Source organism: Rhodococcus opacus (assembly GCF_012396235.1).
In the GTDB taxonomy this organism is placed as follows: Bacteria; Actinomycetota; Actinomycetes; order Mycobacteriales; family Mycobacteriaceae; genus Rhodococcus_F; species Rhodococcus_F opacus.
Map to the genome: position 1 here is coordinate 42,528 of NZ_JAAXPA010000019.1, position 25,422 is coordinate 67,949.

Consider the following 25,422-nt stretch of genomic DNA (forward strand, 5'->3'; position numbering starts at 1 on the left):
GTGCACGGCCCGGGCGCCTCCGGACCCGTCGGGCGCGTCGACGTCACTCCCGCAGTGTGGTGAGGAAGGCGATCCGGTCGCCGCGGTAGAGGGAACGCACCCGTTCGATCGGCACGCCGTCGGTGTCGAGCGAGACGCGATGGAGCCGCAGCATCGGCATCGCGGTGGTCGAGTCGAGCAGCGCGGCCTCCCGCGGGGAGGCCAGCACGGTCTCGATCCGCTCGGTCGCCGACGCGAACACCACGCCGGTCTCGCGGATCGCCGCGTACAGCGAGGTACCCGGATCGAATCGGCGCGCCATCGCCCCGAACCGGTCGGCGGGCAGATGGGTGCTTTCGAGCCCGATCTTCTCGTCGTCCGCGAGCAGGACGCGTTCGAGGTGGATCACCGGCGCTCCGAACGCGAGACCGAGCCCCTCGGCGAGATCCGCGTCGGCGCCGAGTTCCTCGAACGTCACCAGTTCGCGTCCGGGCACCCGGCCCTGGCTGACCGCACCCTCGGTGTAGGACCGCAACGACAGCGGTTGCACGAGCTTCGGGCTGGCGACGACGGTGCCGCGGCCGCGACGCTCGACGCGACCCTCGACCAGCAGTTCGTGGATGGCCTGCCGCACCGTCTCGCGGGACACCGTGAACCGGACGGCCAGTTCCCGCTCCGCAGGGATCGCGTCCCCCACCTCGAGTTCGGCGAGGATCGACTCGAGTTCGGTGCGGACCCGGTAGTACTTGGGGACGTTCGGCGTTTCCGTCATGGCGTGGGCAACACCGCGAGCCGCACCCTGCGCGCGACGGCGATCACGTCGTGGACGCTCGGGGCCTGCGCCCCGGGAATTTTCGCGGCGTCGTCGTAACGCCGGAGCCGGACGGCGTCGGGCCAGTAGGAATGCTTGGTGAACTCGGCGTCGACGGCGGCACCGCCCTGCTTTTCCAGCGTGGCCACCGATTGGTCGGACAGCGTTGCCGCGTAACCAGATTCGGTGGACACCAGATAGCGCTTGGCCGCGACGTGCGCCCCGGCGAGCCACCCGACACGTTCCCCGAATCGCGGCGTGAGCCAGTCACGTGCCTCGCGATCGTGCGCGCAGTCGTCGGGAAACCCGAGCGCGGGACTGCGGGCGATGTCGTGCAGTGCGGCGGCGAGGATCAACTCGTCGTCGGCGCCGTCGTCCATTGCCCGCCCCGCGGACTGGAGGGCGTGGTCGAGTTCGTCGATCGCCTCGCCGTCGTAGACGCCGCGCAGCGACCACAGCGCCCCGACAGTATCGATCAGCACGGACTCTCCGGACGCGCTGCCGTCGTCGTTCATGCGGCCGAGCGTACCCGAAAAATGGTCTATACCAATTGTTCACCTGCCGTTCTCCACGCGGTGGCCCAATGGTCTAGACCAAACGGCAAGCTCCTTTTCACAGTCCCCTCATCGTTAGGAACACCCCATGCGTCTTCGTCCCCGGATCGTCGCGGCCGCGCTGGCCGCGGCCCTCCTCACCCTCGGAACCGCCTGCGGCGGAACCGGCACCGCCGCCGATTCGGGCACCGACACGGTCACCGTGTACAGCGCCGACGGGTTATCCGGTTGGTACCAGTCGCGTTTCGACGCCTTCACCGCACAGACCGGAATCGCGGTGAACCTCGTCGAGGCCGGATCCGGCGAAGTCGTCTCCCGTCTCGAGAAGGAACAGTCGAACCCACAGGCCGACGTCGTCGTCACGCTGCCGCCGTTCATCCAGAAGGCCGACTCCCAGGGACTCCTCGTTCCGAGCGGTGTCGACACCTCCGCGGTTCCCGCGGCGGAGAAGGACGCCGCCGGTCACTACGTTCCCGTCGTCGAGAACTACCTGTCCTTCATCGCCAACCCGGCGGCCTCACCTGCTCCCCGGACCTGGGACGACCTGCTGTCCGACCAGTTCGAGGGCAAGATCCAATACTCCAGCCCCGGCCAGGCCGGTGACGGCACCGCGGTGCTACTGCTCCTCCAGCATCTGAGGGGCAAGGAGGGCGCGCTCGACTATCTCGCGAAGCTGCAGGCCAACAACGTGGGACCGTCGTCCTCGACCGGCAAGCTGCAGCCGAAGGTCAGCAACGGCGAACTGCTCGTGGCCAACGGTGACGTGCAGATGAACCTCACGTCGATCGCCGACGACGGCTCGAAATTCGCGCTCTTCTTCCCCGCTGCCGCCGACGGCACCCGCACCACCGTCGCCCTGCCGTACGTGATGGGTCTGGCGAAGGGGGCGCCCCGCAGCGAGCAAGGCAGGCAGCTGATGGAGTTCCTGCTCTCCGAGGAGTCGCAGAAGACGGTCGCCGACGAGGCGCTCGGCATGCCGGTCCGCGAGGACGTGCGCGCCGCGGCGGGCGAGAGCGCCCCGGCACGGGCACTGCAGGGGGTCCAGGTGTGGTCGCCGAACTGGAACGACGTACTCACCGAACTCGATTCGGACGTCGCCGCGTACCAGAAGGCCACCGGGAGCTGATCGTGTCGGGACTTCCAGCCAGGCGGGCACACCCGTCGCACACCACCGCGGTCCGCGGAGCCACCGACTTCTCCGCGCCGGCCATCACGTTCGACCGCGTCACCGTGGGCTACGGCCGCGGCAAGGGCGTCACCCACGCCCTGATCGACTTCAACCTGCGCGTCGGCCGCGGTGAGACGGTGGCCCTGCTCGGCCCGAGCGGTTCCGGGAAGTCGACCGCGCTCGCGGCGCTCGCGGGATTCGTTCGCCCCACTTCGGGTTCCGTGCGGCTCGGATCCCGCGACGTCACCAACCTACCGCCCGCGAAACGGGGAATCGGCGTCGTCGTGCAGTCCTATGCGCTGTTCCCGCACATGCGGGTGGCCGACAACGTCGCGTTCGGCCTCCGCTGCCAACGGGTGCCACGCGCGGAGATCGGCGCGCGGGTGGCCGAGGCCCTCGACATGGTCGGCATGGCCGCCTACGGCAAACGCCTGCCCCGCGAATTGTCGGGCGGACAGCAGCAGCGGATCGCGATCGCGCGGGCCCTCGCGATCCGGCCCGCAGTCCTGCTGCTCGACGAACCACTCGCCGCGCTGGACGCACAACTACGCGAGAGCATGCTCGGTGAGCTCTCGCGACTGCGTGCGGCCCTGCCCGACACCGCGATGCTCTACGTCACGCACGATCAGAGCGAGGCGCTGGCGCTGGCCGACCGGATCGCCGTCATGCGGAACTCCCGGCTCGCCGACATCGACACCGCCGAGAACCTCTGGAAGCGGCCACCGAGCAGTTTCACCGCGGAATTCCTCGGCGGTGCCAACCTGCTGCCGTGCACCGTCACCCGGGTGATCGGGACGTCGGCGCTCGTGTCGATCGGAGGGGTGCCCGTCACTGCCACCGCCCCTCAACCCGACATCGGGCACGTGGAATGGGAGTCGGACCTGCCCGCGTTCCTGTGTGTCCGCCCGCATGCGGTGACGCTGACGGCGCCCGGCGCGCGGGGTTCGTTCTCGGCACGGATCGTCTCGACGGTGTGGCGGGGATCGACCACGCGGATCACGCTCGCCGTCGACGACTTCGAGGGAGTGCAGGTGGACGCGGACGTGCCCGGGCACGACCAGCGCCCTCCGGGCACCGTCGTCGGCGTGCAGTTCCCGTCCGACGGCAGCGTCCTGGTGCCGGCGACATGACCGCGACACTCGAGCGTCCGCCCGCCGCGGCCCCACCCCGCCCCGAGCCGGTCCGGTGGCGGGGCATCGCGTGGACGCTCCCACCCCTGCTACTCGTGCTCGGATTCGCCGCCCACCCGATGGCCCGGGTACTCACCGAATCCCTCGACTCCGAAACCGGTTCGGGTCTGGACAACTGGTCCGGCGTCCTCGGGTCGGAACTGTTCCGCACCGCGCTGTGGCGGACGGTGCAGATCGCCGCCCTCTCCACCGTCGGCTGCCTGATCCTCGGCACGTTCCTGGCGCTCGTGCTGGCGTTCGTCCCGTTCACGGGATCGAAGGTCGTGGGACGGCTGATCGACGCGGTGCTGTCGCTGCCCTCGTTCCTGATCACGCTGGCGTTCACGTTCCTCTACGGCACGGCCGGGGCAGTGAACGCGCTGATCGCGCGGATCACCGGCGACACCGACGGACCGCTGAACTTCCTCGGCACCCCACTCGGGGTGATCGCCGCGGAGATCACGTTCTTCACGCCGTTCGTCGTCCGCCCCCTGCTCGCCGCGTTCACCCAGATCCCCCGCGAACAACTCGACGTCGCCGCCAGTCTCGGGGCGTCGCCGCTGCGGGTACTCCGGACCGTGGTGATGCCCGAGGCATGGCCCGCACTGCTGGCGGGTGGATCGCTGGTGCTGCTGCTCACCCTCAACGAGTTCGGCATCGTCCTGTTCACGGGCGCCAAGGACGTGGTGACGCTGCCCGTCCTGATCTACACGCGCGGCATCGTCACGTTCGACCTGCCGGGCGCCGCCGTGATCGCCACCATCCAGGTGGCGCTGTCGCTGACCCTGTACTGCACGTACCGATTCGTGTTCGCCAAGCTGACGGGAGGCAGCCGTGCTGCTGTGGACGACAAGATCTAGGGCGCTGACCCTGAGCCTGTTCGCCCTGGTGGTGACCGTCGTGTTCGCGGCACCGATCGTCACCGTGATCGCTGCCGCGCTGGCCGGATCCTGGACGGGCCCACTGCCCTCGAACCTCGGCGGCCGGAACTTCGCGGCGGCGCTGTCCGACGAGAATCTCGCCAGCCTCACCGTCAGCCTGCAGACGGCGTTCGTCGCGGGCGCGCTGGCGCTGGCGGTCGGGACGTGGGCGGCACTCGCTGCGCGGGAGGCGCCGACGTGGTTGCGCCGCACCACCGACGCCGTCTTTCACCTGCCGATCGCGATCCCGTCCGTGGCGATCGGTCTGGGCCTGCTGATCACGTTCAACTCGCGACCGCTCCTGCTCGGCGGAACCAAGTGGATCGTGATCCTGGCACACACGATCCTCGTGCTGGCCTTCACGTTCAGTGCCGTGTCGGCGGCACTGGACCGGCTCGACCCGGCCTACCGGCAGGCGGCCGAATCCCTCGGCGCCGGTCCCACCCGCGTCCTGCTGCGGATCACACTGCCACTCCTGCTTCCAGCGCTCGGCGCCGCCGCGGGCCTGTCGATCGCGCTGTCGATGGGCGAACTGGGCGCCACCGTGATGGTGTACCCGGCAACATGGAAGACGTTGCCGGTGAGCATCTTCGGGCTCACCGACCGCGGTCAGGTGTTCCTCGCCGCCGCCGACACCACCCTGCTGCTGGCGGTCACCCTCCTCGCCCTGCTGGTCGTCGGCCGCCTCCGCAGGCGCTGACGCACCCGTGCGCCTTTCTGGTAGCTGGAGCTACCGGAAAGGCGCACGGGCCCGGAGGGCCTACTTCTGGCGGAGCAGGTAGCGCTGCACCTTGCCGCTGGGGGTCTTCGGCAGGTTGGGGACGAAGTGCACGGTGCGCGGGTAGGCGTGCGCCGCGAACTTCTTCTTCACCAGCGTCTGCAGCTCGACCTCCAGTTCGTCGGTCCCGTCGACGCCGTCGCGCAGGACCACGAACGCCTCGAGCACCTCACCCCGCAACTCGTCGGGCATCCCGACGACCGCAGCCTCGACGACCTCGTCGTGCATCACGAGCACACTCTCGACGTCGAAGGGCCCGATCCGGTAGCCGGCCATGATGATCACGTCGTCGTCGCGGGCGGAGAAGAAGTAGAAGCCGTCCTCGTCGGTCTGCCCGGCATCGCCCGTGAGGTACCAGCGACCGTCGGCGGTGAACCGCTGCGCGGTCTTCTCCGGGGCGTCGACGTAGCCGGTGAACCACATCAGCGGGCTGCCCAGGGTGTCGATCGCCACCCGACCGGGGGTCCGCGGCGGGGCGATCGCGTCGGAGTCGTCCTCGAGCACGGCGCACGCCCACCCCGGCAGCGGTTTGCCCATGGACCCGTCGCGCACCTCTTCCCGCAGTCCGTCGGCCCAGGAGTTGGCGATGAACATGCCGTGCTCGGTCTGGCCGTAGTGGTCGCGCACGAACACGTTCAGGTTGGCCTCGGCCCACGAGATCACATCGGGAGTGAGCGGTTCACCCGCCGACGACGCGCGTCGCAGTGCCACCGTCTCGGGGATCGGCGTGGGGTCGGCCCGCAGGCTGCGGTAGACCGTTGGCGCGGCGGCGAAGTTGGTGACGCCGAAGCGTTCCATCACCTGCCAGGTGAGGGGCGCGGAGAATCCGGCGTGCAGCAGGATGCTGCGGGTGCCCGCGGCGAGGGGTCCGAGCAGGGCGTAGTAGAGGCCGTAGGCCCAGCCGGGGTCGGCGGCGTTCCAGAACACGTCGTCCTTGCGGACGTCGAGGCCGAACTCCAGGTAGGCGTGGAAGGACGCGAGGGCCCGCAGCCGGACGGGCACCCCCTTCGGTGTGCCGGTCGTGCCGCTGGTGAACAACTGGACGAGGGGTCCGTCACCGCCGACCGTGACGGCCGCCCCCTTCGCATCCGCGGCGTCGTGCGACTCCACGAGCGTCGCGAAGTCGAGCGCGTCGGCGCCGGCCCCGCCCACGACGACGACCTGCCAGGACGCGTCCGCGGGGATGTCCTCCCCGGGAGTCAGCTTGTCCAGCTGGTTGGCGTCGGAGACCACGACCTTCGCCCCGCTCGCACCCAGCCGGAACGCGATCGCGGGCGGCGCGAACGCGGTGAACAGGGGAACGTGGACGGCACCCCGCCGCCAGATGCCGAGCAGCGCGACGACCAGTTCGGCCGACTTTCCCATCAGCGTCGCGACGTGGTCACCCGGCTCGACGCCGAGGTCCGCGAGTGCGGCGGCGAATCGCGTCGACTGCTCGCGCAGGTAGCCGTAGGTGAGGTCCGTCGACGACAGATCCGATTCGACGACGGTGAATGCCACGTCGTCGGCGGGGTGTCGATCACACAGCAGCTCCGCGGCGGACGCCGTCGGCGTGTCGTACTGGTCCAGCAGCTCACGCACGCGTGCGGTGGGATCGGTGGTCATGCGGTACTCCTTGTGCTCTCATGGCCCGTGACAGATGGTCGGGCCGTCGCCCGAACTCACTACGGTTATGATCTAGCTCACAGACCGCTGTGACTACCCCCGGAAAGGGGTGACCGACTTGGTTGCTCGTGCACCGTCGCTGCTGCGTCCTCGGGACGGGGACGCACTTCGGGGTGAGCTGCGCTCCATCGCAGCTCACGGCGTCGCGCCGGTCCTGTTCGGCGGCGAGGTCCAGGACGGCACACTGCACCTCAGCGAGTTCGTCGGCACTCGCACCAACAACCTCAAGGGCCTCGCGATCCCCTCGCGTTCCGGTCTCGGTGGCCGCGTGGTCGCCCAGCGCACACCGGTGGCGGTCAACGACTACGGCCGCTCCTCGACCATTACCCACCACTACGACCGGCCCGTCCTCAGTGAGGGACTCCGGTCCATCCTCGCGGTGCCGGTCATGGTGCGGGGCAGCTCGCGCGCCGTGCTCTACGCCGCCATCCGCGACTGCGCACCGATCGGCGACCGCACCGCCGACATCGTCGTCGCGGCATCCCGGCGCCTCGGCACCGAGATCGCCATCCGGGACGAGGTGGATCGCCGCCTCGAGATGATGAAGACGCTCGACGTGGGCGGTGCCGGCGGCGCCACCACCGAGGAGCTCCGCGACATCCACGCGGAGCTGCGGAGTGTGGCACAGACCGTCGCCGACACCTCGTTGCAGGCCCGTCTCCGCGGGCTGTCGCAGCGACTGGCGGGCATTCTGCGTCCGGACGCCGACGGCGGCGACGAGGACCCCGGCGTCCACCTCACCCCACGTGAGATCGACGTCCTGTCCCACGTGGCCCTGGGATGCACCAACAGCGAAGCAGCACAGCGCCTCTCGGTGGGACCCGAGACGGTCAAGAGTTACCTGCGCAGTGCCATGAGCAAGCTCGACGCACGGTCGCGGCACGAGGCGGTGGTCACCGCGCGCAGGCTCGGGCTGCTCCCCTAGCGAACACAGTCTTCTCGAACGAGGGACGCAGGCGGTAGCGAAAGGCGGTGGATCATGGGATCGACAGCGGACGCCACGAGTTCGAATGCACCAGATTCGAATTCGCCCGAACAGCCGAGCCTCAAGCGGGTGATGGGCCCAGGGCTGCTCCTGCTGTTCATCGTCGGAGACATCCTCGGCACCGGTATCTACGCGCTCACCGGAAAGGTGGCCAATCAGGTCGGGGGCGCGGTGTGGCTGCCGTTCCTGGTGGCGTTCGTCGTCGCGATCATCACCGCATTCAGCTATCTGGAGCTGGTCACCAAGTTCCCGAAGGCCGCGGGCGCCGCGCTGTACACGCACAAGGCGTTCGGGGTGCACTTCCTCACGTACATGGTGGCGTTCGCGGTGATGTGCTCGGGAATCACGTCCGCATCGACGGCGTCGCGGGCGTTCGCCGCCAATTTCGTGGAGGCATTCGACCTCGACTTCTCCACCGGGATCGGCATCACCCTGCTCGGTCTCGGCTTCATGACGCTGGTGGGTCTCGTCAACTTCCGCGGGGTCAGCGAGAGCGTCAAGACCAACGTCGTACTCACCTGCGTCGAGCTGTCCGGTCTCCTGATCATCATCATGATCGGGCTGTGGGCCCTCGGCGTCGGCGACGGCGACTTCTCCCGGGTGGCAACGTTCGACACCGGCGACCGATCCGCACTCGGCGCGGTCGTCGCGGGAACCGCCCTGGCGTTCTTCGCGATGGTCGGGTTCGAGGACTCGGTCAACATGGCCGAGGAATGCAAGGAACCGAGCCGCATCTTCCCCAAGGTCCTACTGACCGGCCTGATCATCACCGGCTGCATCTACGTGTTCGTGTCGATCACCGCGATCGCCCTCGTACCCGTGAGCGAGCTCGGCGAGGGTGACACTCCGCTGCTGAAGGTCGTTCAGGCCGGAGCGCCCGGGTTCCCGATCGGAATCTTCGCGTTCATCACCATGTTCGCCGTCGCCAACACGGCACTGATCAACATGCTGATGGCGAGCCGGTTGCTGTACGGCATGAGCCGCGAGGGCGTCCTGCCTCCCCCGCTCGGCAAGGTTCACGCCACGCGGCGCACACCGTACGTTGCCATCGTCTTCACCACGATCCTCGCGTTCGGCCTCATCACGTTCGTCGGTGAGGTCCCCGAACTCGGCGGCACCACCGCGCTGCTGCTGCTGGGCGTGTTCACCATCGTCAACATCACCGTGCTCGTCTTGCGCAAACAGCCGGTGGAGCACAAGCATTTCCGGGTGCCGACCATCTTTCCGATCATCGGCGCCCTCACGTGTGGCTTCCTCGTCACTCCTTTCGCCGACCGTCCCGCGGTGCAGTACCAGATCGCGGGCGTTCTCCTCGGAATCGGTGTCGTGCTGTGGGCCGGGACCGTCCTCGTGAACAAGAGGCTCGGCAAGGGCGGGCCCCGGATCGACCCCGAGAAACTCGCCGAGCACGAGTGACCCGCCCGGTCGCCGCTCAGTGCAGTGAGAGGAACAGATCGACCGACCCGTCCGGATGATGCACCTCGAGGTCCTCGGTGAAAGCACGTTCGATCCGGCCGCGCGCCGCCGCGTAGTCGGCGACGCTCCACGCCTCGGCGAGCGCATCCGGTTCCGATTCGTCCTCGCAACAGAATCGGGCGAAATAGCCGGCACGTACGCCGACCAGGACGTCGCCGGGCTCCATCTTGTCGGGCGAATCGCACGGATATCCGACGACCACCGTGAACGTGCGAGGCGGCGGGGAGGCCGCGTAGACGACGAAGATCTCGGAGATCCCCCGATCCCTGATCCGCTCCACCGTGTAGTCGACGAGTTCGCGGCCCGGCCCGGGACGCCCGGGTTTGCCTTCGGGAATGGTCAGGCCCACAAACGATTCGGCCTGCCGCTTGACGATCTCGATCATCGCTTCTCACCCATCGCACTCGACGGCGCCCCGGACTCGTCCACGCGGATCGGAATGTACAGGTCCACGGCGTAGGCGTGCGGATACGCTTCGAGGTCCCCGGTGTACGTCCGCTCGATGTCGCCGTTCGTCTCCGCCTCGCTGACCTGCGCCCACAGCCGCAGCATCACGTCGGGAAACATTCCCCGCGAGGAGAACTTGGCGTACGTGCCGGGCGGGATCCGCGAAATGACGTGACCCCGCGTGGCGTCGTCCACCGTCGCACACTCGTACCCGACGATCTGGGTGTAATACGACTCGACGTCGGGAGCGAAGTCGATGTAGGTGGAGGCGAGCGGCCCCCCGACCTCGTGGTGGAGCACTCTCGTCCATGCGCGGTCCAGGCGCGGGTCGCTCAGCTTCCCCAACGCGCGCTGGGGGCTTCGCACGGGCAGACCGGCCACCAGGGTCTCGCCGCGCTCGATGATCTCGAAGCCCATGTCAGACCGCATCCTCGAGAACATGTGCGTCGCGAACGCCGACGCAGGGCACCCCTCGAGCCCGCGCCAGCTGCATCGCCATCGCATCGGACGGCGAACAGAGTCCGTCCAGGACGTCCTCGGTCGCGATCGCGCAGACGACGTCACCCTCACAATCGCTGATCGATTCGATTCCGCGGTCGGAAGCCCACTGCCGCAACGCAACCCACCGCGTCAGCTCGGTGCCGGCGCCCGGGCGCCCGACGAACAACACCCTCCGGGTACCGTTCGCCGTCTCCACGCGATTCACTTCTGCACTGATGGTCATGGTCCGACTTCCTGTCCACGTTGGCTTTTCGATCCCGACTGTGCGGGTTCTTCCGTCTGCAACCAACTATGGACCGCCCCGGCGGCAGCGTCTGTCCACCGATCAGCCCCTGAACAGGATGAATTCCGCGTCCCCCGATCGGTGGACAGCGGCCCGCGTCAGTACCCCTCGGGCAGCGCGGCGAACATGTCGCGGGTGACGGCGACGGCGTTGTCGGAACTGCCGCCGCGCACCACCAGCGTCGCGAACGCGAGATCGCCGCGGTACCCGACGAACCAGGCGTGCGAACCGCCCTCGACCTCGGCCTCACCCGTCTTGCCGTACACCTCGCCCTGGTCTTCGATCCGCTCCGCGGTACCGCTCGTCACCACGAGACGCATCATCCCGCGCAGGCCGTCGACCATCTCCGGGCTGATCTGCGGATGCTCGCCGTCGATCGTGGTCTCCCGTCCGGCGATCAACCGCGGCACGGGCGTCGAACCGTGCGCGATGGTCGCGGCGGCCAACGCCATCCCGAACGGGCTCACCACCACCTTGCCCTGACCGAATCCGTCCTCGGTTCGCTGCACCAGATCCTCGGCCGGCGGCACCGAACCCGAGTCGGTCGGCAGGCCCACCACTTCGTAGTCGGGGCCGATACCGTACTGCGACGCAGCGACCGTCAGTGCGTCGGGACGCATCTCGCTGGCAAGTTTCGCGAACGACGTATTGCAGGAGCGGGCGAACGCCGTGGCCATCGGCACGGTGCCGAGCGCGAATTCGTTGTAGTTCGGGACGCTGCGCTCACCGATCTCGATGCGTCCCGGACACGGCACCATCGTGTCGGGTGTCGCGATCCCCGACGAGATCGCGGCGCCCGCGGTGATGATCTTGAACGTCGAACCGGGCGGATACAGGCCGGTGAGCGCGACCGGACCGTCCCTGTCCGCGGCCTTGTTCTGCGCGACGGCCAGGACGTCGCCGGTCGACGGCTGGATGACGACCATCATCGTCTGGTCGGTGCGAGCATTGACGGCGTTCTGCGCGGCGATCTGGATAGGACGGTCGAGGCTGATCGAGAACGACGGGGAAGTCTGCGGCGCCGTCTCGGTGAGCACATCCGTGTCCACACCGTTCTGGTTCACCGTCACCACACTCCAGCCGGCCTTGCCGTCGACCTCGTCGATCACGGTCTTCTTCACCTGACCGACCAGATCGGGTGCGAAGTTCCGGTCGGTGGCCACGAGATCCGCCTCGTCGGACACACTCACACCGGGAATGGCGCCGAGCACGCCGGCGACCTGTTCGTAGTCGTCCGACCGCAGCCTCGTGACGAGGTAGTCGCCCTTGACCGCCGTCGCCGATTCGACGATCGACTGCGCGGTGAGCGTGTTGTCGAACGTGGCGAGCGCCGACGCGAGGGACTGGGCGCTGCCGATCACGTTGCCCGACTGCGCCGCATCGAACTTCACGCGGTACACCACGCCGGGGACGAGGACGTCCGACCCCGAATGCTCGTTGACCCGCGCCCGCGGGGCGGCCGTGGAACGCAGCGACATAGTCTGCCGGTCCCCCAGCCGGGGGTGGACGTTGGTGGAACTCCAGCGCACGGCCCAGTCGCCGCCGCGCCGCCCCATCTGAAGTTCACCCGAATACGTCCACACCCGGTCCTTCGGCAGATGCCACTCGTACGTGTACCCGACGGTGGCCGTGTCACCGCTGACGTGAACGTCCGTCGTCCGGGCGTCGAGAGACTCGGCCTGCAGCGACGTCCACGCGGACTCGAGGGCCTGGCGGGCGACGTCGGGACGATCCGACAGATCGGCGGCCTCCTCCGAATCCTGCTCGGCGAAGGCCGTCAGAAACGCCTGCGCGGCCGGTTCCGGACCGTCCGGTCTCGGCGTGCACGCCGTGAGACCCACCGTCAGCACAGCGGCGCCGCACAGGGCGATCGACTGGACGACGCGTAAGCGAGAATATGGCCGCAGGTTCATCGCCGCCCATGCTATGTCGGCGGACACCGCCGACCCGGTAAGCGGACAGCGAGTCAGTCCAGAAGAATCGTGGCGAACGTCGCGACCTGGCTGAAGCCGACGCGCGCGTACGCGCTGCGGGCCACCGTGTTGAAACTGTTGACGTAGAGGCTGGCGATGCGGCCCTCCGCGATGACGGCCTCCGCGACCGTCGCGGTACCCGCCGCCCCGAACCCGTGCCCGCGATACATCGGATGCACCCACACACCCTGGATCTGCCCCACCCGCGAGGACACCGAGCCGACCTCGGCCTTGAACACCACCTGACCGTCGTCGAATCTGGCCCACGCCCGGCCGGCGGCGATCAGGTTGGCGACGCGACGCCGGTACCCTCGTCCGCCGTCGTTGGCGCGCGGATCGATGCCGACCTCTTCGATGAACATCGCGACCGCGGCAGGCAGGTACTGCTCGAGTTCGTGCATCCGCACCTGCCGGACCAGGGGGTCCGGGCGGCACTGCGGGGTACTCGCCAGCGCCAGCAGCGGCTGGTCGGGCCGGACCTCGCGGGCAGGCCCCCAATCCATCTCGAGCATCTCCCACAGCGGCAGCGTCAGTTCGGCCCGGCCGACGAGCGACGAACACATGCGCGGGGTGCGACAGGCGCGGTCGGCGAACGCCCGCATGTCGTCGATGCTGCCGCGCAGCGGCACGAAATTCGCGCCCGAGAAGCACAACGACTCGAGCGGCCCGCCCCGACTCCACAACTCTCCGTGGATCATCCGGGGATCGATGCCGCCCTCTTCTACGCGAGCGGCAACCATGCAGGCGGCGACAGGATCGGCGTCGAGAACGCGAAGCACGTGTGCTGCGTCCCGACTGCTCAACTGTTTGGCACCGAGGAGCTTGAGCATCTACCCAACCTTGTCAGCTAGTGGACCTGCCCACCAGATTGCCATGAACTCGCCGGAAACGGGAGACGTTTCGTCGCCCGCTGCCTGCGCCGACTCAGCTGACCGTCACGACGGGTGATCCGGACGTCGCATCACCCTCCATCTCCTCGGCGATCCGCATGGCTTCCTCGATGAGGGTTTCGACGATCTGCGCCTCCGGCACGGTCTTGATGACCTTGCCCTTGACGAAGATCTGCCCCTTGCCGTTGCCGGACGCGACACCCAGGTCGGCCTCGCGGGCCTCACCGGGACCGTTGACGACGCACCCCATGACGGCCACGCGCAGCGGGATCTCCATGCCCTCGAGACCGGCGGTGACCTCGTCGGCGAGCGTGTACACGTCTACCTGGGCGCGCCCGCACGACGGGCAGGACACGATCTCGAGCTTCCGGGGTCGCAGGTTCAGCGACTGCAGGATCTGCGTGCCGACCTTGATCTCCTCGGCGGGCGGGGCGGACAGCGACACCCGGATGGTGTCGCCGATGCCGTCCGCCAGCAGCGCACCGAACGCCACCGCCGACTTGATCGTGCCCTGAAACGCCGGACCGGCCTCGGTCACCCCGAGGTGCAGCGGGTAGTTGCACTGCGCCGCCAGCTGCCGGTAGGCCTCGACCATGATCACCGGGTCGTTGTGCTTCACCGAGATCTTGATGTCGCCGAACCCGTGTTCCTCGAACAGTCCCGCCTCCCACAGCGCGGACTCGACGAGCGCCTCCGGCGTGGCCTTGCCGTACTTCTGCATCAGCCGCGGGTCGAGGGAACCGGCGTTGACGCCGATGCGGATCGGGATGCCTGCGTCGCCCGCGGCCTTCGCGACCTCCTTGACGCGTCCGTCGAACTCCTTGATGTTGCCGGGGTTCACACGGACGGCCGCGCAGCCGGCCTCGATGGCAGCGAAGATGTACCGGGGCTGGAAATGGATGTCGGCGATGACCGGGATCTGACTCTTCTTCGCGATGGTCGCGAGCGCGTCGGCGTCCTCCTGCCGCGGGCAGGCGACACGGACGATGTCGCAGCCCGACGCCGTGAGTTCGGCGATCTGCTGCAGGGTGGCGTTGACGTCGTGGGTCTTGGTGGTGCACATCGACTGCACGGATACCGGGAAGTCGCTGCCGACTCCGACAGTTCCGACCTGGAGCTGGCGAGTCTTGCGGCGGGGTGCGAGAACGGCGGCCGGGCCTTCGGGCATACCCAATCCGACAGGGCTGGTCACGTGGGTGCCTTCTTTCGTAGCTTCAAGTCCGAGTTTAGCGATCACTGGAAGAGCTTGATCGGGTTGACGATGTCGGCGGTCAGGGTGAGGAGCATGTATGCGCCGCCTATGACGATCACCACATAGGTGACGGGCAGAAGTTTCATGTAGTCGACGGGCCCCCCGCTGGGAAGGCCGCGCCTGCTGCGGAACCAGTCCCGGACCCGCTCGTACACGGTGACCGCCATGTGCCCGCCGTCGAGCGGCAGCAGCGGCAGGAGGTTGAACATCCCGAGGAAGAAATTCAGGCTCGCGAGCAGCAGCACGAACGCTTCCCAGATGCCCTGTTCGGCTATCTGACCGCCGATGACGCTGGCGCCGTACACGGAGATCGGGGTCTCCGGGTCGCGTTCGCCGCCCGTCACCGCGTGCCACAGGTCGACGGCCTTGCTCGGCATCTGCACCAGCCGCTCGGCGGTCATCACGAACATGTCGCCGGTGAACTCGAACGAGGCGGGCACCGCCGAAAGGGCCGAGTGCTCGACGACGCTCGGGGTCGCGCCGATGCCGATCGCGCCGACCGTCGCCTCGTGAGGTTCGCTCTCCCCCTCCTCCTGCACCCAGCGCTGCACCTGCTGGACCGGGACGACGATCGTCTGCTCTTCGCCGTCCCGCTCGATGGTGAAGTCCACCGGACCGGACAGCGAACGCGTGGCGGCGGCCACGTCGGCGAACGAGGGCGTGTCCGTGCCGTCGACCGCGGTGATGACGTCGCCGGTCCTGATGCCCGCCTGCTCGGCGGGGCCCGGTCCGGTGCACTCGGACAGGGCGTAGTCGGGGCCGGGACCCTGGGTCGGCGCCGCGCACCCGACCGAGCCGACGACCGCGTCGGTGGACCGGTTGAGGTCGGGCAGCCCCCACCCGACGGCGAGGACGTAGACCAGCACGAGCCCGAGGACGAAGTTCATGCCGATGCCGCCGGACATCACCGCGAGGCGCTTCCAGGTCGGCTTCTTGTACATGGCCCGGTCTTCTTCGTCCGGTTCGAGTTCGTCCAGCGCCGTCATCCCGGCGATGTCGCAGAACCCGCCGAGCGGAAGCGCCTTGAGCCCGTACTCGGTCTCACCGCGGCGGAAGGAGAAGATCTTGGGTCCGAAACCGATGAAATACCGGCGGACCTTCATGCCGGTGGCCTGCGCCACCCACATGTGCCCCGCTTCGTGAAGTGCGATCGACAGCGCGATCCCGAGGGCGAAGAGAACAACGCCCACTGCGAACACCATGCAGTTCTAGCCTTCCTGCTTCACGAGCTGACGTGCTCGCTCACGTGCCCAGCCGTCGGCGGCCAGTACGTCTTCCACGGTAGCCGGTGGCGCCGACCACTCGTCCGCCTCGGACAGCACGGAGGCGACGGTGCGGACGATGCGCGGGAACCGGATGATCCCGTCCAAGAATGCCTGAGCCGCGACCTCGTTCGCAGCGTTGTAGACCGCGGTGAGGCATCCCCCACCCTTGCCCGCCTCGCGGGCGAGGTCGACGGCAGGGAAAACCTGCGAGTCGAGTGGCTCGAATTCCCAGGTGGACGCCGTGCTGAAGTCGCAGGCTGCGGCGGCGCCGGCCACCCGGTGCGGCCAGCCGAGCGCCAGGGCGATCGGGAGTTTCATGTCGGGTGGGCTGGCCTGCGCCAGCGTCGACCCGTCGGTGAACGTGACCATCGAGTGCACGATGGACTGCGGGTGAACGGTGACGTCGATCCGGTCGTAGTCGACGCCGAACAACAGGTGGGTCTCGATCAGTTCGAGGCCCTTGTTGACGAGTGTCGCGGAGTTCAGCGTGTTCATCGGCCCCATCGACCACGTGGGGTGGGCACCGGCCTGCTCGGGTGTGACCGATTCGAGCCGATCGGCCGTCCAGCCGCGGAACGGTCCGCCCGAGGCGGTGAGAACCAGCCGATCCACTTCGTCCGCGCTGCCGCCCCGCAGGCACTGGGCCAGCGCGGAGTGCTCGGAGTCGACCGGCACGATCTGTCCCGGGGCCGCCGCTGCGGTGACGAGGGGGCCGCCGGCGACGAGCGACTCCTTGTTGGCCAGGGCGAGCCGCGCACCGGACTCGAGCGCGGCCAGGGTCGGCTCCAGTCCCAGCGAACCGACGAGCGCGTTGAGCACGACGTCCGCTTCCGTGGTCCGCACGAGTTCGGTGACGGCGTCCGGTCCACTCAGCACGCCGGGCCGATCCAGCGATGCGGCCGCCCGCGGATCCGCGACTGCGACGGAGGACACACCCGTCTCACGAATCTGCCGGTTCAGCAGTTCGACGTTTCCGCCGCCGGCCGCGAGTCCCACCACCGTGAACTTGTCCGGATTGGCGGCCACCACCTCCAACGCCTGGGTACCGATCGAACCTGTGCTGCCGAGCAGCAGGACGCGAGTGGGCCTGTTTTCATCCACCCACCCATTGTTCCTGATGAAATGCGGACGGTCCGCCACGGATGGCCCCGCTACATACGACGGGCAGTCGTATGTCACGATATGTCGAGTAGCGCAACCGAATCTGCAGGAGGATCGATCGTGGCCGGTACCCAGTTGGAGCCCTCGTCCAGCGACCCCATCGTGGCCGCACACATCGACACCGCGGAGGTCCCGTCGGCGGCATGGGGCTGGAGCGGTGAGGCGCCGAAGACGTTCCGGTTCTTCGGATGGTTCTTCGCCGTGTTCCTGCTGCTCATGATCATCGGCAACCACACCGGCCTGGTCGAGGACCTGTGGCTGATCGGCTGCGCGGCCCTGATGGTCCTGATCCTCGTTCGCGACATCGTCCTGCGGCGCAAGCCCCGGTAACACGAACCACGAGCGAACCCCTCGCCCCGATCACTCGGGCGAGGGGTTCGTCGTTTCTGCCTGTTCGGCAGACGCTCAGTTCTCGGCGGCGAGCTGCCCGCAGGCGGCCGCGATCTCCTGGCCGCGGGTGTCCCGCACGGTGCAGGACACACCCTGCGCCAGCACGCGCCGGACGAATTCCTTCTCCACCGGCTTCGGGCTCGCGTCCCACTCACTGCCCGGTGTGGGGTTCAGCGGAATGAGATTCACGTGCACCAACGGTCCGAGCGCCTTGCGCAGCTTCTTGCCCAGCAGGTCGGCGCGCCACGGCTGATCGTTCACGTCCCGGATCAACGCGTACTCGATCGAGACGCGCCGGCCGGACTTGTCCGCGTAGTAGCGGGCGGCGTCGAGGACCTCCGCCACCGACCAGCGGTTGTTCACGGGCACGAGGGTGTCGCGCAGTTCGTCGTCCGGGGTGTGCAGAGACACGGCCAACGTCACGCTGAGGTCCTCGTCGGCGAGCTTGCGGATCGCGGGCGCCAGACCCACCGTCGACACCGTCACGGAGCGTTGCGACAACCCGAGACCGTCGGGGGCGGGTGACGTGATGCGACGGACGGCGGCGACCACTCGCTTGTAGTTGGCGAGCGGCTCCCCCATCCCCATGAAGACGACGTTCGACAACCGGCCCGGACCGCCGTGGACGTCACCGTCGCGGAGTGCGGCCGCGGCCGCACGCACCTGGTCGACGATCTCGGCGGTCGACAGGTTGCGTTGCAGCCCGCCCTGACCGGTCGCGCAGAACGGGCACGCCATTCCGCATCCCGCCTGACTGGAGATGCACAGCGTCGCGCGGTCGGGGTAGCGCATGAGGACGCTTTCGAGCAGCGTCCCGTCGTTCGCCTTCCAGAGCGTCTTGCGGGTGTCTCCGCCGTCGCAGGCCAGGTGCTTGACGGGGGTGAGCAGCGTCGGGAACAGGGCCGCGCCCACCTGCTCACGCACGGCGGCGGGGAGATCGGTCATCTTCTCCGGATCCGCCTCGAGCCGCGCGTAGTACTGCCGGGCCAGCTGGTCGGCCCGGAACCCGGGCAGACCCAGCTCCTTGACGGCCTCCCGCCGCTCGGCGGAGTCGAGGTCCGCGAGATGCTTGGGCGGCATCCCACGCCGGGGCGCGGTGAAAACGAGGGGAAGCGAGACAGCCATAGTTTCTCCATTGTCCCATTGATTCGGGGGTCGTTGTCGTGCGGATGCCTGATCGACGTCGTTTCGCCGCCCGATGCGCATGCGGAACCCGCCGAGGTGGGTGAAGATCAACTTATGTCGACAACACCGGACGACCCCTCGAACTTCCCTCCGGACGTTCCGGCACACCATGGTCCGAGCACCGGTCCGGTGCCCACCGACCCGCCGCACTCCGACACGACACCGGCCGGCGCCGAGCATCCCGACGTCGCACGCCGCAAGGGCATCAAGCACACCCGGGTGGGCGCCACGTGGACCGGTCTGGTGATCGGAATCGTCGTTCTGGTACTGCTTCTCGTGTTCATCCTGCAGAACCTCGACAGCGTGACCCTCGAAATGTTCGCCTGGGAATTCACCCTCCCGCTGGGCGTCACACTGTTGTTCGCGGCGATCGCAGGCGCGGTGATCATGGCCCTCGCGGGCGGGGTCCGCATCATCCAGATCCGTCGGGCAGCGAACCGGCAGCGGCGCCTGAACAGTAATTTCTAACTGAACATTAGTTACGCAAGTGGATTGCGCAGACACTGAGCGAGCAGAATTACTGTCGTGGATATCACCGGAACGGCACGACTGTGAAGGCCGACATGGAGACGACTGTGGCACCGCGTATCGCGGCTGAACAAGCACGATCCTGGCTGCTGGTTCCCGCCGGCAAACCCGAGGGTTTCGAGGCGGCCCATGCCAGCGCCGCCGACGCCGTGATCCTCGACCTCGAGGACGCCGTCACCCCCGACCGCAAACCCCGGGCGCGCGCCGACGTCGTCGCCTGGCTCGGCGAGAACCGCCGCGCGTGGGTGCGGATCAACGACGCCACCACCCCCTACTGGGCGGACGATCTGGCAGCCCTGAACGGTGTTCCCGGGCTCGAGGGCGTCATGCTCGCCAAGACCGAGAGTGGAATGCAGGTCGACGCCACCGCCGAGCGGCTCCCCGAGGGCACGAAGGTGCTCGCCCTCGTCGAATCCGCGATGGGACTCGAGGCGGCACCCGAGATCGCCCGGACGGAGGCCACGTTCCGGCTCGCGTTCGGCAGCGGCGACTTCCGTCGCGACACCGGGATGGACGATTCGCCGCTGGCGATGGCCTATCCCCGCTCCCGGCTGACGGTCGCCAGCCGGGCCGCCCGGATCGCACCGCCGATCGACGGCCCCACCCTCGGCACGGACGTCGACGCACTGGTCCGCGCGTCGGCGCTGACCCTCTCGATGGGCATGACCGGGAAGCTGTGCATGACCATCGCGCAGACGGCCCCGGTCAACGACGCACTGAGCCCGTCCCCGGCCGAAGCCGAATGGGCGCGCGACGTGATCGCGGACCTCGGCGAGGACGGCTCCCGGGTGCGGGACGGCAGTGACCTCCCCAAGCTGGCGAAGGCCAAGAAGATCAACGCACTCGCACAGCTCTTCCACATCGCACCGCGGTAACGACACCGGTCAGAGCATCTCCAGCCCGGCGGGCTTTCGGCGGACGTGCACGCGGTAGCGCACGTCGAGAGCCACGCCGGGTGTCTGCGCGAACGCCTTCGATGCCGTCTTCTTGGTGAACTCGATACCGAGGACTCCGCGCAGCGCTTCCCGGTCCGGGAATCGCCATCGCGTCTCCACGCGCACGAGGCCGAACCCCTGCGCCGCGAAGAAGGCCTCGACGGTCGCCGGGTTGTACTGCGGCAGGTCGGCCCGCATCCACTCGCCGTAGGGATGGGCCGTGGCATCGAGATCGACCACCACGAGCGCGCCGCCCGGACGCAGCACCCGCATCGCCTCGCAGATTCCGCGGCCACAGCCGGGACCGAAGAAATAGGCGGTCCGCGCATGCACGACGTCCACGCTCGCGTCGCCGAGGGGTATGCCCTCGGCCGAGCCGTCGATCACGCGGACGTTCGGCAGGTGCCCCACGCGGGTGCGGGCACGTTCCAGCAGCGGCGAGTGCGGTTCGATTCCGTAGACCCTGGCCGCTGACTCGGCGAAGACCGGGAGGTGGAAGCCGGAGCCGCAGCCCACGTCGGCGACGATGCCGCCCGTCCAGTCCACGGCCCCGCGCAGGTGCCGGAAGATCGCCCCGTCCACGTCCTGGGCGCGATTCTCGACCTCGTACCACTCCGGCCAGTGCCAGATGTTCGGGCTGGGAATGGTCACGGCAGGGCGGTCAGACGAGGACCGTGAGCACCAGCCACGTCACGAACGCCGACGGCAGCAGGGAATCGAGACGGTCCATGATGCCGCCGTGCCCGGGAAGCAGGGTGCCCATGTCCTTGATGCGAAGCTCTCGCTTGACCTGGGATTCGATGAGATCGCCGAGCGTGGCGGTGACCACCAGGACGACACCGAGGAGCACGCCGATCATCGAGTTCTCGTCGAGGATCAGGGTGACCGTGAGCAGGCTGCCGATGACACAGAACAGCAGCGAACCGAAGAACCCTTCCCACGACTTCTTGGGGCTGATCGCCGGCACCATCGAATGCTTGCCGAACAGCACACCCGCCGCGTAGCCGCCCACGTCGGAGCAGACCACGCCGATCATCAGGCACAGCACCCGCCCGGCGCCGTCGGCCTGCAACACCATCAGCACGGCGAACGACGCCAGCAGCGGGATCCAGGAGGCGACGAACACGGTGATCGCGGTGTCCCGGAGGAAATTCTGCGGTGTCGCCTTCAGCCCGTGGTCGAACAGCCGCCAGACCATGCAGACCAGCACGGTCCCCGCAAAGGCGCTGAGCACCCCGACCGGGCCGAACGGCCACCCGAGCCACAGAATCGCCTGACCGCCCGCGAGCAGCGGGATCCGGGGGGCGCTGATCCCGGTCTCCCGCAGGCGCTTGGTGACCTCCCAGGTGGCGACCGCCATCGCGACGGCCACCACGCCGATCCACACCAGCGGCACGTAGACGAGGATCAGGATCAGCGCGACGCCGAGACCGACGCCCACGCCGATCGCGGCGGGGAGGTTACGCCCGGCCTTCGACTTCGCGGCCGGGGCCGCCTCCGGCGCAGGCGCACCCTCGGAGACCGGTTCCGAGGGGTCGCCCTCGGAGATGGGTCCCCCTGGGGTCCCGTGTTCTGCTGGCACGGTCACTGTCCCCGATCCACTCCTCGTCTCGTGACTAAACTTCCAGTAACTCGGCTTCCTTGTGCTTCACCAGTTCGTCGACCTGCGCGACGTACCGGGCGGTCGTCTTGTCGAGTTCCTTCTCGGCCCGACCGACCTCGTCCTCGCCCGCCTCGCCGTCCTTCTGGATCCGGGACAGCTCGTCCATCGCCTTGCGGCGCACGTTCCGCACGGACACCTTCGCGTCCTCGCCCTTGGACTTGGCCTGCTTGACCAGTTCGCGGCGGCGTTCCTCGGTGAGCTGGGGGACGGAGATGCGGATCAGGTTTCCGTCGTTGGACGGGTTCACGCCCAGGTCGGAGTTCCGGATCGCCGTCTCGATGGCGCCGAGCTGCGAGGCCTCGTACGGCTTGACGACGACCAGTCGCGCTTCCGGCACGTTGATGCTGGCGAGCTGCGTGATCGGGGTGAACGCGCCGTAGTAGTCGATTCCGATGCGATTGAACATGCCAGGATTCGCGCGGCCCGTGCGGATCGATCCGAGATCGTCCTTGGCCACCGTGACAGCCTTCTCCATCTTCTCCTCGGCTTCGAAGAGAGCTTCATCAATCACGGCTGTTCCTCCATGTCGTTCTGCATCGATTCGTCACTGCCTCTGTTTCGAGAAAACCCTGTGTCGAGCGTGTCACTCGCGTCATGACTTGACGAGCGTTCCGATCTTCTCACCGGATACTGCCCGAGCGATATTCCCCTCGGTCAGCAGATTGAACACCATGATCGGCATCTCGTTGTCCATACAGAGGCTGAAGGCCGTCGCGTCGGCCACCTTGAGTCCCTGTTCGATGACCTCACGGTGCGTGATCTGCGTGTACATCGTCGCGGTCGGGTCGAGGTTCGGGTCCGCGGTGAACACGCCGTCGACGGCCTTGGCCATCAGGACGACCTCGGCGCCGATCTCGAGTGCGCGCTGCGCCGCGGTCGTGTCGGTCGAGAAGTAGGGCATGCCCATGCCGGCGCCGAAGATCACGACGCGGCCCTTCTCGAGGTGACGCTGAGCGCGCAGCGGAATGTAGGGCTCCGCCACCTGTCCCATGGTGATCGCCGTCTGCACGCGGCTGTCGATGCCCTCTTTCTCCAGGAAGTCCTGCAGAGCAAGGCAATTCATCACGGTGCCGAGCATGCCCATGTAGTCGGAACGCGCGCGGTCCAAACCTCGCTGCTGCAGTTCCGCACCACGGAAGAAGTTGCCGCCGCCGATGACCACCGCCACCTGCACCCCGGACCGCACGACCTCGGCGATCTGTTCCGCGACCTTGGTCACCACGTCGGGGTCGAGGCCGACCTTGCCACCACCGAACATTTCTCCGCCGAGTTTGAGAAGGACTCGATGGAATCCCGTACGTTCGTTGGCTGGTTCGGACATTGCTCTCCTCAGTTCCACAGCACTCGTCGATTTCGACAGCGGCCGAGCGCACCCACGCGCCTACTCGACCCATTCAGACGGCCATCCTCATCCTGCCTCATCAGGACGGTGGCGGTATACGTAGGCCCCGCCGGGCGAGCGCACTCGTCCGACGGGGCCATACGACTCACCCGACTAGCTCGAAGCACCGACCTCGAAGCGAACGAAGCGCTTGATGGTGACGCCGGCCTCGTCGAGGATCGCCTTCACGGACTTCTTGGAGTCCTGCACCGAGGACTGCTCGGTCAGCACGACGTCCTTGAAGTAACCGTTGACGCGGCCTTCGATGATCTTCGGCAGAGCCTGCTCCGGCTTGCCCTCGGCGCGAGCGGTTTCCTCGGCGATGTGCCGCTCGTTGGCGACGATGTCCTCGGGGACCTCGTCACGCGTGACGTACTTGGCCTTGAGCGCCGCGACCTGCATGGCGGCACCGCGAGCGGCCTCCGCAGCAGCGTCGCCCTCACCGGTGTACTCGACGAGGACGCCGACGGCGGGCGGCAGGTCGGCGCTGCGCTTGTGCAGGTAGACCGCGACCGGTCCGTCGAACGAGGCGATCTTGCTCAGGACGAGCTTCTCGCCGATCTTCGCGGACTGCTCCTGGATGACGGTGTCGACCGTCTTGCCGTCGAGTTCGAGCGCCTTGAGCGCGTCGACGTCGGCGGGCTTCGCTGCCGCGGCGACCGTGACGATCGACTCGGCGAGCTTCAGGAAGTCCTCGTTCTTCGCGACGAAGTCCGTCTCGCAGTCGAGCTCGAGCAGGACGCCGTCCTTGGAAACGACCAGGCCCTCGGCCGTGGTGCGCTCGGCACGCTTGCCCACGTCCTTGGCGCCCTTGATGCGCAGCTGCTCCACAGCCTTGTCGAAGTCACCCTCGGCCTCAGCGAGAGCGTTCTTGCAGGCCATCATTCCGGAGCCGGTGAGCTCGCGGAGCCGCTTGACGTCAGCGGCGGTGTAGTTCGCCATGGTGAGCGAGCCTCCTCATATGTCTGTCGGGACGTAAGTCAGGGTAGTACTCGGACCAGACCGTGAAACGGCCCTGACCAAAAGATCTCTGGTCAGGGCCGTGTGCATCGGATCAGGCCTCGGTGGAGGGTGCCTCTGCTGCGGGGGCCTCGGCAGCCGGAGCCGCCTGTGCCTCAGCTGCGGGAGCGGCCTCTGCGGCGGGCGCAGCCTCAGCGGCGGGCGCTGCCTGCGAGAGCAGTTCCTGCTCCCACTCGGCGAGGGGTTCGCCGGCGCCGGCCTCGGGCTTCGCGTCCTTGTCGGCGCTCAGTCCGGCACGGGCCTGCACGCCCTCGGCCACTGCGGAAGCAACAACCTTGGTCAGCAGGGCGGCGCTGCGGATGGCGTCGTCGTTGCCCGGGATCGGGTAGTCGACGAGGTCGGGGTCGCAATTGGTGTCCAGGATCGCAATGACCGGGATGTTCAGTTTGCGAGCCTCGGCGACGGCCAGGTGCTCCTTGTTGGTGTCGACGACCCACACCGCGGAGGGGACCTTGGCCATGTCGCGGATACCACCGAGAGTGCGGTCCAGCTTGGTCATCTCACGCGTGAGCATGAGGATTTCCTTCTTGGTGCGACCCTCGAAGCCACCGGTCTGCTCCATGGCCTCGAGCTCCTTGAGGCGGAGAAGACGCTTGTGGACGGTGGTGAAGTTGGTGAGCATGCCGCCGAGCCAACGCTGGTTGACGTAGGGCATCCCGACGCGAGTGGCCTCGGCCGCGATGGACTCCTGGGCCTGCTTCTTGGTGCCGACGAAGAGGACGGTGCCGCCGTGGGCAACGGTCTCCTTGACGAACTCGTACGCCTTGTCGATGTACGTCAGCGTCTGCTGCAAGTCGATGATGTAGATGCCGTTGCGGTCGGTGAAGATGAAACGCTTCATCTTCGGGTTCCAACGACGGGTCTGGTGACCGAAGTGCGTGCCGCTGTCGAGCAGCTGCTTCATTGTTACGACAGCCATGGCTGTGTATCTCTCTTTCATTGCCGGTTGATGCAGAGCGTCTCGAGACGCTCCACCCTGGCGCCCGCAGACCATCGGACTCACACCGAGATGCGAGACCAGCCGATGGCCGATAACCTGCGCG

General features: G+C 67.9%; 27 protein-coding genes. 9 read left to right on the forward strand and 18 right to left on the reverse strand.

Annotated features, from left to right (window positions below; genetic code table 11):
• Positions 1-43: 43 nt before the first annotated feature.
• Together HGB39_RS23800 and HGB39_RS23805 are read right to left on the reverse strand one after the other, a co-directional pair.
• A complete protein-coding gene (locus HGB39_RS23800; protein ID WP_005571388.1) occupies positions 44-751 on the reverse strand; it encodes a GntR family transcriptional regulator in 708 nt (235 codons plus the stop codon).
• On the reverse strand, positions 748-1,305 hold the full coding sequence (locus HGB39_RS23805; RefSeq protein ID WP_005571386.1) for an HD domain-containing protein: 558 nt from the start codon (positions 1,303-1,305) through the stop codon (positions 748-750). The genes HGB39_RS23800 and HGB39_RS23805 overlap by 4 nt, the downstream gene beginning before the upstream one ends.
• Positions 1,306-1,432: 127 nt before the next feature.
• Between HGB39_RS23805 and HGB39_RS23810 the strand changes: the two genes are divergently transcribed.
• The 4 genes from HGB39_RS23810 to HGB39_RS23825 are packed head-to-tail and all read left to right on the forward strand — an operon-like array spanning position 1,433 to position 5,301.
• A complete protein-coding gene (locus tag HGB39_RS23810; RefSeq protein WP_005571383.1) occupies positions 1,433-2,470 on the forward strand; it encodes a 2-aminoethylphosphonate ABC transporter substrate-binding protein in 1,038 nt (345 codons plus the stop codon).
• Between the two features lie 2 nt (positions 2,471-2,472).
• Entirely contained in the window at positions 2,473-3,642 is a 1,170-nt protein-coding gene (locus HGB39_RS23815) for an ABC transporter ATP-binding protein (protein WP_005571381.1), read from the forward strand.
• The gene (locus HGB39_RS23820; RefSeq protein WP_054247400.1) at positions 3,639-4,541 is read left to right on the forward strand and encodes a 2-aminoethylphosphonate ABC transporter permease subunit; all 903 of its coding nucleotides are present in this window, start codon (positions 3,639-3,641) and stop codon (positions 4,539-4,541) included. The genes HGB39_RS23815 and HGB39_RS23820 overlap by 4 nt, the downstream gene beginning before the upstream one ends.
• Positions 4,516-5,301 carry an ABC transporter permease gene (locus tag HGB39_RS23825; protein WP_037204600.1) on the forward strand — a complete coding sequence of 262 codons (786 nt, stop codon included), beginning with the start codon at positions 4,516-4,518 and terminating at the stop codon, positions 5,299-5,301. The genes HGB39_RS23820 and HGB39_RS23825 overlap by 26 nt, the downstream gene beginning before the upstream one ends.
• A gap of 60 nt (positions 5,302-5,361) precedes the next feature.
• On the opposite strand, the gene HGB39_RS23830 is transcribed toward HGB39_RS23825, so the two are convergent.
• Positions 5,362-6,984, reverse strand: a complete 1,623-nt coding sequence (locus HGB39_RS23830; protein WP_005566031.1) for an AMP-binding protein — start codon at positions 6,982-6,984, stop codon at positions 5,362-5,364.
• Between the two features lie 109 nt (positions 6,985-7,093).
• On the opposite strand from HGB39_RS23830, the gene HGB39_RS23835 reads away from it, so the two are divergent.
• The gene (locus HGB39_RS23835; RefSeq protein WP_005259316.1) at positions 7,094-7,969 is read left to right on the forward strand and encodes a helix-turn-helix transcriptional regulator; all 876 of its coding nucleotides are present in this window, start codon (positions 7,094-7,096) and stop codon (positions 7,967-7,969) included.
• Between the two features lie 54 nt (positions 7,970-8,023).
• The gene (locus HGB39_RS23840) at positions 8,024-9,445 is read left to right on the forward strand and encodes an APC family permease (protein WP_054247398.1); all 1,422 of its coding nucleotides are present in this window, start codon (positions 8,024-8,026) and stop codon (positions 9,443-9,445) included.
• A 16-nt stretch (positions 9,446-9,461) separates the two neighbouring features.
• Here HGB39_RS23840 and HGB39_RS23845 read toward each other — a convergent pair whose 3' ends face one another.
• The 8 genes from HGB39_RS23845 to dxr form a co-directional block, all read right to left on the reverse strand.
• Positions 9,462-9,890, reverse strand: coding sequence for a GyrI-like domain-containing protein (locus tag HGB39_RS23845; RefSeq protein ID WP_005573726.1), 429 nt, complete (start codon positions 9,888-9,890; stop codon positions 9,462-9,464).
• Complete coding sequence (locus HGB39_RS23850; RefSeq protein WP_005573725.1) at positions 9,887-10,369, reverse strand: GyrI-like domain-containing protein; 483 nt, start codon at positions 10,367-10,369, stop codon at positions 9,887-9,889. Before HGB39_RS23850 ends, HGB39_RS23845 begins: the two co-directional genes overlap by 4 nt.
• 1 nt (position 10,370) lies before the next feature.
• Positions 10,371-10,676, reverse strand: coding sequence for a hypothetical protein (locus HGB39_RS23855; RefSeq protein WP_005573723.1), 306 nt, complete (start codon positions 10,674-10,676; stop codon positions 10,371-10,373).
• A gap of 158 nt (positions 10,677-10,834) precedes the next feature.
• Entirely contained in the window at positions 10,835-12,649 is a 1,815-nt protein-coding gene (locus HGB39_RS23860) for a penicillin-binding transpeptidase domain-containing protein (protein WP_210752941.1), read from the reverse strand.
• 53 nt (positions 12,650-12,702) lie between these two features.
• Positions 12,703-13,539 carry a GNAT family N-acetyltransferase gene (locus tag HGB39_RS23865; protein ID WP_005573719.1) on the reverse strand — a complete coding sequence of 279 codons (837 nt, stop codon included), beginning with the start codon at positions 13,537-13,539 and terminating at the stop codon, positions 12,703-12,705.
• A gap of 94 nt (positions 13,540-13,633) precedes the next feature.
• Positions 13,634-14,791, reverse strand: coding sequence for a flavodoxin-dependent (E)-4-hydroxy-3-methylbut-2-enyl-diphosphate synthase (ispG, locus tag HGB39_RS23870; RefSeq protein ID WP_005259330.1), 1,158 nt, complete (start codon positions 14,789-14,791; stop codon positions 13,634-13,636).
• A 41-nt stretch (positions 14,792-14,832) separates the two neighbouring features.
• Positions 14,833-16,053: a M50 family metallopeptidase gene (locus HGB39_RS23875; RefSeq protein ID WP_005573717.1), complete on the reverse strand. Its 1,221-nt coding sequence runs from the start codon at positions 16,051-16,053 to the stop codon at positions 14,833-14,835.
• Positions 16,054-16,059: 6 nt separating this feature from the next.
• Positions 16,060-17,217, reverse strand: coding sequence for a 1-deoxy-D-xylulose-5-phosphate reductoisomerase (gene dxr / locus HGB39_RS23880; RefSeq protein WP_064080775.1), 1,158 nt, complete (start codon positions 17,215-17,217; stop codon positions 16,060-16,062).
• Positions 17,218-17,337: 120 nt separating this feature from the next.
• Here dxr and HGB39_RS23885 point away from each other — a divergent pair, with 120 nt between their 5' ends.
• A complete protein-coding gene (locus HGB39_RS23885; RefSeq protein ID WP_005259333.1) occupies positions 17,338-17,607 on the forward strand; it encodes a DUF2631 domain-containing protein in 270 nt (89 codons plus the stop codon).
• A 75-nt stretch (positions 17,608-17,682) separates the two neighbouring features.
• On the opposite strand, the gene rlmN is transcribed toward HGB39_RS23885, so the two are convergent.
• Entirely contained in the window at positions 17,683-18,792 is a 1,110-nt protein-coding gene (gene rlmN / locus HGB39_RS23890; protein ID WP_005240549.1) for a dual-specificity RNA methyltransferase RlmN, read from the reverse strand.
• A 114-nt stretch (positions 18,793-18,906) separates the two neighbouring features.
• Between rlmN and HGB39_RS23895 the strand changes: the two genes are divergently transcribed.
• Both HGB39_RS23895 and HGB39_RS23900 read left to right on the forward strand, forming a co-directional pair.
• Positions 18,907-19,320 (forward strand): LapA family protein, encoded by a 414-nt coding sequence (locus tag HGB39_RS23895; RefSeq protein ID WP_005573712.1) that lies wholly within the window; start codon positions 18,907-18,909, stop codon positions 19,318-19,320.
• A gap of 83 nt (positions 19,321-19,403) precedes the next feature.
• Positions 19,404-20,255 (forward strand): HpcH/HpaI aldolase/citrate lyase family protein, encoded by an 852-nt coding sequence (locus tag HGB39_RS23900; protein WP_005259336.1) that lies wholly within the window; start codon positions 19,404-19,406, stop codon positions 20,253-20,255.
• Between the two features lie 9 nt (positions 20,256-20,264).
• On the opposite strand, the gene HGB39_RS23905 is transcribed toward HGB39_RS23900, so the two are convergent.
• From HGB39_RS23905 to rpsB, 6 genes are all read right to left on the reverse strand, one after another.
• The gene (locus HGB39_RS23905) at positions 20,265-20,966 is read right to left on the reverse strand and encodes a class I SAM-dependent methyltransferase (protein ID WP_005573710.1); all 702 of its coding nucleotides are present in this window, start codon (positions 20,964-20,966) and stop codon (positions 20,265-20,267) included.
• Positions 20,967-20,976: 10 nt separating this feature from the next.
• On the reverse strand, positions 20,977-21,903 hold the full coding sequence (locus HGB39_RS23910) for a phosphatidate cytidylyltransferase (protein WP_005573709.1): 927 nt from the start codon (positions 21,901-21,903) through the stop codon (positions 20,977-20,979).
• A 28-nt stretch (positions 21,904-21,931) separates the two neighbouring features.
• Complete coding sequence (gene frr, locus HGB39_RS23915; protein WP_005240537.1) at positions 21,932-22,489, reverse strand: ribosome recycling factor; 558 nt, start codon at positions 22,487-22,489, stop codon at positions 21,932-21,934.
• A gap of 81 nt (positions 22,490-22,570) precedes the next feature.
• Positions 22,571-23,299, reverse strand: coding sequence for a UMP kinase (gene pyrH, locus HGB39_RS23920; RefSeq protein WP_005240535.1), 729 nt, complete (start codon positions 23,297-23,299; stop codon positions 22,571-22,573).
• A 174-nt stretch (positions 23,300-23,473) separates the two neighbouring features.
• Entirely contained in the window at positions 23,474-24,301 is an 828-nt protein-coding gene (gene tsf / locus HGB39_RS23925; RefSeq protein ID WP_005259342.1) for a translation elongation factor Ts, read from the reverse strand.
• Positions 24,302-24,413: 112 nt separating this feature from the next.
• Positions 24,414-25,298, reverse strand: a complete 885-nt coding sequence (gene rpsB / locus HGB39_RS23930; protein WP_005259344.1) for a 30S ribosomal protein S2 — start codon at positions 25,296-25,298, stop codon at positions 24,414-24,416.
• Positions 25,299-25,422 lie beyond the last annotated feature (124 nt).